Genomic DNA, 8,360 nt, shown 5'->3' with positions numbered 1-8,360 from the left:
CTGCAGGCGGTCCCCGGCTACGGCTACCCGCAGCAGGGCGCGCCCTCGCCGTACGGCGCCCCCGGCGCCCCGCAGCCGCCCGCGCCCGGCGGCGGCAACGACAAGCGCAACCAGCTGGTCATCGTCGGCGCGGCCCTGCTCGCGATCGTCCTCATCATCGGCGGCGGCCTCTGGTACACCTCCGGCGACGGCGGCACCGACGACACCGCGCAGAGCGACCCCAGCGGCGCCCCCGGCGGCGACAAGGGCCAGCAGGCCGCGCCCGGCAGCGAGAAGGTCCCCGGCAACACCAAGTCGAAGCCGCTGTTCAGCCAGCCGAACCCGAAGGTCGCCGACCTCGTCGCCGTCAACGGCTCCTGGCTGACCGACTCCACGTACGTGAAGTCCGACGTCTCCAAGATCGTCGGCTACAACCTGGTCGACGGCGGGAAGAAGTGGGAGATCCCGCTCCCCGGCGAGATCTGCGGCGCCACCCCGCACATCAGCGAGAACCGGACGGCGGTGCTCTTCAAGGCCGCCCAGGGCACGCCCGAGAACAAGTACCCGCCGTGCACCGAGGTCGGCGTCATCGACCTGGAGGCCGGCAAGCTCGCCTGGTCCGGCAACGCCAAGAGCGCCAACGGCGGCGACAAGCCCGTCTCCTTCTCCGAGGTCACCGTCAGCGGCAAGACCGTCGCCGCCGCCGGGGTCTCCGCGGGCGGCGCCGCCTGGAACCTCGCCGACGGCAAGTCCCTGTGGCTGCCCAAGATCGACAACGAGAGCTGCCGCGACACCGGTTACGCCGGCGGCGAGGCCCTGGCCGTCATCCGCAAGTGCGGCCAGAGCCCCAACTACACCCTCTACGGGCAGCTCCTCGACCCCGCCACCGGGGCGCCCAGCCTCTCCTACAAGCTCTCCCCGGGCATCGAGTACGCCCACATCGTCTCCACCAAGCCGCTGATCCTCGCGGCCGACGTCGGCAACACCGCCAAGGGCGGCAAGGGCGTCAGCGACCTCTTCGTCCTCGACCCCAAGGGCGAGCTCAAGGCGCGCATCCCGCTCGCCTCCGGCGACTTCGCCGCCAAGTGCGGCTCCACCGACGTCGAGAAGTGCTCGCACATGGTCGTCGGCAACGGCAAGATCTACGTGCCCTCCCTGGAGCACCAGGGCCAGGCGTCCGGCAGCCGCACCAACGAACTGCTCTCCTTCGACCTGGAGACCGGCAAGCAGACCACCGACCGCGCCGACGCGGGGGAGCGGTACACGATGTACCCGCTGCGCATGGACGGCGGCAGCATCATCGCCTACAAGATCCCCCCGTACGACAAGGGCGGCCAGATCGTCAGCATCGACGGCATGACGATGAAGGAGACCGTGCTGATGGAGAACCCGGCCGACAAGGAGACCCGTCGCACGGAGACCTCCTTCTCGCCCGAGTTCTCCTCCGAGCTGCGCTACCGCAACGGCAAGCTCTTCATGTCCCGCCAGAACGTCAGCAAGCCGTACTCGGACAAGGCCGAACAGGACTACCTGTTCGTCTCGTTCAGCGCGAGCTGACGCCCCGCACCGCCCCAGGAGCCCCCGAACGGTCCGTACCGATCGGGGGCTTCTGCGCGGTATCCCCGGCGCACCGTCGAACAAGCGTGTAGCTTGCCGGGGCAGAAGGGTGGGGGGTGGGTTCCTCAATGGGCGTACGGGTCGTCGTGGTCGACGAGCACCGGCTGCTGGCCGAGGCGCTGGCCTCTGCCCTGAAACTGCGCGGCCACCGGGTCCTGGCCGCCGCCGCCCCCGCCGGGGGCGCCGCCGAGCTGGTCATCAGCCGCGCCCCGGAGGTCTGCCTCTTCGGTACGGCGGCCCCCGCCGAGCCCGGCGTGTTCGAACCGGTGGTGCGCATCAAGCGCGAGCGCCCGCAGACCGCCGTGGTGGTCCTCGGCCCGGTGCCCAGTCCGCGCGGCATCGCCGCCGCCTTCGCCTCGGGCGCCTCCGGGTACGTACGCCAGGACGAGCGCATCGAAGGCGTCGAGCGGGCCCTGGCCAAGGCACGGGCGGGCGAGGCCGCCATCGCCCCGCAGCTGCTCCAGGGGGCCTTCGCGGAACTGCTGAACCCCGCCGCCCAGCCCGACGACGAGGGCAGCCGGCTGCTGCGCCTGCTGACCCCGCGCGAGGTGGAGGTGCTGGTGCGGGTTGCGGAAGGCGAGGACACCCGGCTGATCGCCGCCGGGATGGCCATCGCGCCGAGCACCGCGCGGACCCATGTGCAGCGGGTCCTGATGAAGCTGGGCGTGGGCTCACGGCTGGAGGCGGCCGCGCTGGCCGCCCGTACGGGACTGCTGGACCGGGCCCTGCCGGGGCAGCCGGCCGGGGGCGCGCGGGGCTGACCGCGGGCGGGGCGGCGGGGTGTCGCGCGGGGGGCCCGCGCGGGGCCTCGCACGGGGGCCGATTTCCCCCGGGGGCGCCGCATCGGGTAAGCCAGTGCCCAAGCACGCGCACGCTCCGCGCGTGCTCCCGCGCGAGAGGCAGTAGGCGAGTGAGCAAGTACCTGGTAACCGGCGGCGCCGGATATGTCGGCAGCGTGGTGGCGGCCCACCTCCTGGAGGCCGGCCACGAGGTCACCGTCCTCGACGACCTCAGCACCGGCTTCCGCGTGGGCGTCCCCGAGGGCGCCGCGTTCATCGAGGGCCGCATCCAGGACGCTGCCCGGTACATGGACCCCTCCTTCGACGCGGTGCTGCACTTCGCGGCCTCCTCGCAGGTCGGGGAGTCCGTGGTGAACCCGGGCAAGTACTGGGAGAACAACGTCGGCGGCACCCTGGCCCTGCTCGCCGCGATGCGCGGCGCCGGGGTGTCGAAGCTGGTCTTCTCCTCCACGGCCGCCACCTACGGCGAGCCCACCGAGGGCCTGCTCACCGAGAGCTCGGTGACCGCCCCGACGAATCCTTACGGCGCCACCAAGCTGGCCGTCGACCACATGATCGCGGGGGAGTGCGTGGCGCACGGCCTGGCCGCCGTCTCCCTGCGCTACTTCAACGTGGCCGGCGCCTACGGGCGCTTCGGCGAGCGCCACAGCCCCGAGACCCACCTGATCCCGCTGGTGCTCCAGGTCGCGCTGGGCGAGCGGGAGTCGATCTCGGTGTTCGGCGAGGACTACCCCACCCCGGACGGCACCTGCGTCCGGGACTACATCCACGTGGCCGACCTGGCGGAGGCCCACCTGGCCGCCCTGGAGGCCGCGACCGGCGGCGAGCACCTGATCTGCAACCTGGGCAACGGCAGCGGCTTCTCGGTGCGCGAGGTCGTCGAGACCGTCCGCAAGGTCACCGGCCGGGAGATCCCCGAGGTGGTCGCCCCGCGCCGGGCCGGGGACCCGGCGATGCTCGTCGCCTCGGCGCGCACCGCCCACGAACGCCTCGGCTGGACCCCGAACCGCTCGGACCTCACGGGCATCATCAGCGACGCGTGGAACTTCGCCCGCACCACGGGCCACGACGGGGCCTGAGGGGGCGCGGGCCGTCCGGCCGTGCGCTGCGGCCGGGCGCCGTGCGCGGGCGCCCGGCGTGCACACGCCGGGTGAAACACCCCCCGCGCATCTGCCCGGGGCACGAGCCCGCCGGGTGGCCGCCGCCCGGCTTCCGCACGCCGTCGAAATCCGGCCACGGCCCGAGCCGCGCCGCGCGCATGCTCCGGTAAATCGGCGGGAAAACTTCTGCTATTCGGCCAACCGCGCAGGCTCCCCGGCCCTACGCTGATGCGTGACACCGGTGGGGGCCGGTGTTGATTCAGGGGTCGAGACCGTCGGGTACGGCGTTCGCTCCGGGGTAGTGCAGTGATGTCTCGGCGGCGGCCGGGCGGCTGCGGATCACCCGGTCCGGGCGCCGTGCCCGCCGTCGTCCGTTCCCCTACCCTTGGGGGTTTTGTGGTTCGTATCCGGGTTCTCGTCGTCGACGATCACCGCATCTTCGCCGAATCGCTCGCAGCCGCGCTCGCGGCCGAGCCGGACGTGGACGTGTCCGCGGCCGGCAGCGGCCCCGCCGCCCTGCGCTGCCTCGAACGCGCGGTGGCGGAGGGCCGCCGCTTCGACGTCCTGCTGGTCGACGCCGATCTCGGCATGGTCGCCGGGGCCGTGCCCGCCCAGCGGGAGCCGGGCGCCGGGCCGCCACCGGCCGTCCCGGACGGGATCGCGCTGGTCGCGGGGGTGCGGGTGGCCCATCCCGGGGTCCGTACGGTTGTGCTCGCCGAGCGCGACGAACCGCGCCGGGCCGCCCACGCGCTCCAGGCGGGCGCCTCGGGCTGGGTGGCCAAGGACTGCTCGCTGTCGCGGCTGCTGGCCGTGATCCGCGGGGTCCTGCGGGAGGAGACGCACCTGCCGCCCGCGCTGCTGACCGGGGTACTGCGTGAGCTCACGGCCGCGCGCAAGCACCGTACCGACAGCGAGCGGCTGGTGGAATCGCTGACGCCGCGCGAGCACGAGGTGCTGCGCTGCATGGTGGCGGGGCTGGGCCGCAAGGACGTGGCGGCGCGGCTGTTCCTGTCCCCGCACACGGTCCGCACCCATATGCAGAACGTGCTGGGCAAGCTCGGCGTGCACTCCACGCTGGCGGCGGTGGCACTGGCCCGGCGGGCCGGGGTACGGCCGGCGGACCTAGCCGGGGATGTTGTCGAACGGAGCGGTCAACTGGCGTAGCAGCCCGGCGAGATCGCCGCGCTGGCTCCGCGAGAGCTGGGCGAGGATCGCCCGTTCCTGCGCGAGCAGCCCGGCGAGGGCCTGGTCGGCGCGGTCCCGGCCCTCGGGGGTGAGGCGCACCAGCACCCCGCGGCGGTCGTTGGGGTCCGGCAGCCGCTCGACCAGGCCCTTCTTCGCGAGCCGGTCGATGCGGTTGGTCATGGTGCCGGAGGTGACCAGGGTCTGGGTCAGCAGCTGGCCGGGGGAGAGCTGGTAGGGCGCGCCGGCCCGTCGCAGGGAGGTGAGGACGTCGAACTCCCAGGGCTCCAGCCCGTGCTCGGCGAAGGCCAGCCGGCGGGCGCGGTCGAGATGCCGTGCGAGCCTGCTGACGCGGCTGAGCACTTCCAGTGGTTCCACGTCGAGGTCAGGGCGCTCCCGGCGCCACGCCGCAACCAGTCGGTCGACCTCGTCCTCCATGCCGATCAGTGTAAGGGGTCTGTCGACGTGAAGTCTCTTCATGCCATGCATCTCTATATCAAGTATCTTGACGTCGAGATATAATTGCGGCGAGCATGGGGCATGGACGGGGCCGGACCGGATTCCGCTTCCGATCGCCCCGCCAGCAGGGAGGCTCGAACATGTATTCCGATACCACGCGTGCAGGGACCCCCACGTCCACCGCGCCCTCCGCCCCCACCTGGGACCCCCAGCAATACCTCCGCCATGCGGGCCACCGCGCCCGGCCCTTCCTGGACCTCCTCAACCGCATACCCGAACTCCCCACCGCCCCCGCCCGTATCGCGGACCTCGGCTGCGGCCCCGGCAACGTCACCGCACTCCTCGCCGGACGCTGGCCCGACGCCGCCATCACCGGCTTCGACCTCTCCCGCGAGATGCTGCACCGCGCCACCGAGGAGCACGCCGGCCCCACCCCCGGCGGCGGCAGCCTCGACTTCCGCCACGGCGACATCGCCGGCTGGCTGCCCGAGGAGCCCTACGACCTGATCGTCTCCAACGCCGCCCTCCAGTGGGTCCCCGGCCACGCGGGCTCCTTCGGCCCCTGGATCAACGGCCTGCGCCCCGGCGGCACCCTCGCCTTCCAGATCCCCGGCAACTTCACCGCCCCCAGCCACGCCCTGCTCGCCGAGCAGTGCGACACCCCGCGCTGGCGCTCCCGGCTCGCCGGACACGGCGCCCGCTACATCCACCTGCTCGAACCCGCCGAATACCTCGCCCGGTTCACCGAGCTCGGCTGCGACGCCGACGTCTGGGAGACCACGTACCACCAGCTGCTCCAGGGCCCCGACCCCGTCCTCGACTGGGTCAAGGGAACCGCCCTGCGGCCCGTCCTCACCGCCCTCGGCGAGGACCACGAGGCCGTCGACGCCTTCCTCGCCGAATACCGCGACCGGCTGCGCGCGGCCTACCCGAGCGGGCCGCGCGGCACCGTCTTCCCGTTCCGGCGGATCTTCGCCGTGGCCCGCAAGGAGGCATGAGCGTGCTCACCGCCGTCGACCACGTGCAGCTCGCCGCCCCGCCCGGAGCGGAGGACCGGCTCCGGGCCTTCTACGCGGGGGTCCTCGGCATGACCGAGATCCCCAAGCCGCCCGTCCTCGCCGCCCGCGGCGGCTGCTGGTTCGCCGCCGGCCCCGTGCAGCTCCACCTCGGCGTGGAGGAGGACTTCCGGCCCGCGCGCAAGGCCCACCCCGGACTCCGGGTCACGGGCATCGAGGAGTACGCGAAGAGACTGCGGGAGGGCGGGGCGCCGGTCGTCTGGGACGAGAACCTGCCGGGCCACCGCCGCTTCCACTCCGAGGACCCCGTGGGCAACCGGCTCGAATTCCTCGAACCGCACGCCGGCACCTGAGCCGCGGCACCGGAGGCGCGGCGCCTGAGGCCCGGCACCTGAGGCCCGCCGCCCGCGCCACCGGCACCACCCGCACCGCATGACGGCGCCCCGCCACCGGAGATCCGGTGGCGGGGCGCCGTCGTACCACCCGCTAGCTCCTGCGGCGGCCCACCAGCTGCGGCTTCGACTCCAGCCCGTCCAGCCCGTGCCAGGCCAGGTTCACCAGATGCGCCGCCACCTCGGCCTTCTTCGGCTTGCGCACGTCCAGCCACCACTGGCCCGTCAGCGCCACCATCCCCACCAGCGCCTGCGCGTACAGCGGCGCCAGCTTCGGATCGAACCCGCGGGCCTTGAACTCCAGCCCCAGGATGTCCTCCACCTGCGTGGCGATATCGCTGATCAGCGACGCGAACGTGCCCGTCGACTGCGCCACCGGCGAATCCCGCACCAGGATCCGGAAACCGTCCGTGTAGGACTCGATGTAGTCCAGCAGCGCGAATGCCGCCTGCTCCAGCAGCTCCCGCGGATGCCCGGCCGTCAGCGCCCCCGTCACCCCGTCGAGCAGCTGGCGCATCTCGCGGTCCACGACCACCGCGTACAGGCCCTCCTTGCCGCCGAAGTGCTCGTACACCACCGGCTTGGACACCCCGGCCTTCGCCGCGATCTCCTCCACCGACGTGCCCTCGAAGCCCTTCTCCGCGAACAGCGTCCGGCCGATGTCCAGCAGCTGCTGACGCCGCTCCGCGCCCGTCATCCTCACCCGGCGGCCACGCCGGGGCTTGTCACCGCTGGAAGTACCGCCGTCGATCGCCACGTCCCCCATCATGCCGCTTTCGGCTCGTCTTCCCTGCGCCGGGCATCGATGCGGGCCGCCGACGGCCACCGCACATCCGTCGCCCAGCCCAGCTGCTCGAACCAGCGGATCAGCCGCGCACTCGAATCCACCTGACCGCGCAGCACCCCGTGGCGGGCCGAGGTCGGGTCCGCGTGGTGCAGGTTGTGCCAGGACTCCCCGCACGACAGCACCGCCAGCCACCACACGTTGCCCGAGCGGTCCCGGGACTTGAACGGACGCTTGCCCACCGCGTGGCAGATCGAATTGATCGACCACGTCACATGGTGCAGCAGCGCCACCCGCACCAGGGAGCCCCAGAAGAACGCGGTGAACGCGCCCCACCACGACATCGTCACCAGCCCGCCCACCAGCGGCGGGATCGCCAGCGAGAACATCGTCCAGAAGATGAAGTCACGGCTGATCCGGCGGATCGCCGGATCCTTGATCAGATCCGGGGCGTACTTCTGCTGATCGGTCTGCTCCTCGTCGAACAGCCAGCCGATGTGCGCCCACCACAGGCCCTTCATCAGCGCCGGCACCGTCTCGCCGAACCGCCACGGCGAATGCGGGTCGCCCTCGTGGTCCGAGAACTTGTGGTGCTTGCGGTGATCCGCCACCCAGCGCACCAGCGGCCCCTCCACCGCCATCGACCCCATCACGGCCAGCGCGATCCGCAGCGGCCGTTTCGCCTTGAAGGAACCGTGCGTGAAATAGCGGTGGAAGCCGATGGTGATCCCGTGGCAGGCCAGGAAGTACATGAACACCATCAGACCCAGGTCCAGCCAGCTCACCCCCCAGCCCCAGGCCAGCGGAACCGCCGCCAGCAGCGCCACGAACGGCACGGTGATGAACAGCAGCAGCGCGATCTGCTCGATCGACCGCTTGCTCTCGCCGCCGAGCGTCGCGGACGGCGTGGAGGTCTCGGAGGACGCGGACGCGCCCTCGATCAGATCGGGACTCGTGGTCATGGGGGTCCCCTGGGGGTGAGAGGAGTCGGGAGGCGCGCCGGCCCCAGGACCCTACGGTCCCGTAACCTA

The 8,360-nt window shown here is 72.4% G+C and carries 9 protein-coding genes; 6 read left to right on the top strand and 3 right to left on the bottom strand.

Annotated features, from left to right (window positions below):
* The 4 genes from ABZ873_RS16250 to ABZ873_RS16235 form a co-directional block, all read left to right on the top strand.
* Window positions 1-1,536: PQQ-binding-like beta-propeller repeat protein (locus ABZ873_RS16250; RefSeq protein ID WP_360871403.1), on the top strand; the 1,536-nt coding region annotated here is incomplete at its 5' end.
* Window positions 1,537-1,664: 128 nt separating this feature from the next.
* The gene (locus ABZ873_RS16245) at window positions 1,665-2,357 is read left to right on the top strand and encodes a LuxR C-terminal-related transcriptional regulator (protein ID WP_360871431.1); all 693 of its coding nucleotides are present in this window, start codon (window positions 1,665-1,667) and stop codon (window positions 2,355-2,357) included.
* Window positions 2,358-2,506: 149 nt separating this feature from the next.
* A complete protein-coding gene (gene galE / locus ABZ873_RS16240; RefSeq protein ID WP_360871400.1) occupies window positions 2,507-3,475 on the top strand; it encodes a UDP-glucose 4-epimerase GalE in 969 nt (322 codons plus the stop codon).
* A gap of 417 nt (window positions 3,476-3,892) precedes the next feature.
* Window positions 3,893-4,660, top strand: a complete 768-nt coding sequence (locus ABZ873_RS16235) for a response regulator transcription factor (protein WP_360871397.1) — start codon at window positions 3,893-3,895, stop codon at window positions 4,658-4,660.
* On the opposite strand, the gene ABZ873_RS16230 is transcribed toward ABZ873_RS16235, so the two are convergent.
* Window positions 4,619-5,116, bottom strand: coding sequence for a MarR family transcriptional regulator (locus ABZ873_RS16230; protein WP_360871394.1), 498 nt, complete (start codon window positions 5,114-5,116; stop codon window positions 4,619-4,621). The genes ABZ873_RS16235 and ABZ873_RS16230 overlap by 42 nt on opposite strands.
* A gap of 161 nt (window positions 5,117-5,277) precedes the next feature.
* On the opposite strand from ABZ873_RS16230, the gene ABZ873_RS16225 reads away from it, so the two are divergent.
* A complete protein-coding gene (locus tag ABZ873_RS16225; RefSeq protein WP_360871391.1) occupies window positions 5,278-6,135 on the top strand; it encodes a trans-aconitate 2-methyltransferase in 858 nt (285 codons plus the stop codon).
* A 2-nt stretch (window positions 6,136-6,137) separates the two neighbouring features.
* Window positions 6,138-6,506, top strand: coding sequence for a VOC family protein (locus tag ABZ873_RS16220; protein ID WP_360871428.1), 369 nt, complete (start codon window positions 6,138-6,140; stop codon window positions 6,504-6,506).
* A 133-nt stretch (window positions 6,507-6,639) separates the two neighbouring features.
* Here the strand turns inward: ABZ873_RS16220 and ABZ873_RS16215 are convergent, their stop codons facing one another.
* Entirely contained in the window at window positions 6,640-7,314 is a 675-nt protein-coding gene (locus tag ABZ873_RS16215) for a TetR/AcrR family transcriptional regulator (protein WP_360871388.1), read from the bottom strand.
* Complete coding sequence (locus ABZ873_RS16210; protein WP_360871385.1) at window positions 7,311-8,291, bottom strand: fatty acid desaturase; 981 nt, start codon at window positions 8,289-8,291, stop codon at window positions 7,311-7,313. Before ABZ873_RS16210 ends, ABZ873_RS16215 begins: the two co-directional genes overlap by 4 nt.
* Between the last annotated feature and the right edge of the window lie 69 nt (window positions 8,292-8,360).

This window comes from Streptomyces sp. NPDC047014, assembly GCF_040644195.1.
Lineage (GTDB): Bacteria > Actinomycetota > Actinomycetes > Streptomycetales > Streptomycetaceae > Streptomyces.
Note: the sequence above shows the minus strand (reverse complement) of the source record. Positions and strands in the feature narration are given on the sequence as shown.

What these genes read in the sequence shown, in the direction of transcription:
- ABZ873_RS16210 (WP_360871385.1), bottom strand. Translation starts at nt 8,291, where the DNA reads ATGACCACGAGTCCCGATCTGATCGAGGGCGCGTCCGCGTCCTCCGAG.
- ABZ873_RS16225 (WP_360871391.1), top strand. Translation starts at nt 5,278, where the DNA reads ATGTATTCCGATACCACGCGTGCAGGGACCCCCACGTCCACCGCGCCC.
- ABZ873_RS16230 (WP_360871394.1), bottom strand. Translation starts at nt 5,116, where the DNA reads ATGGAGGACGAGGTCGACCGACTGGTTGCGGCGTGGCGCCGGGAGCGC.
- ABZ873_RS16215 (WP_360871388.1), bottom strand. Translation starts at nt 7,314, where the DNA reads ATGATGGGGGACGTGGCGATCGACGGCGGTACTTCCAGCGGTGACAAG.
- ABZ873_RS16245 (WP_360871431.1), top strand. Translation starts at nt 1,665, where the DNA reads ATGGGCGTACGGGTCGTCGTGGTCGACGAGCACCGGCTGCTGGCCGAG.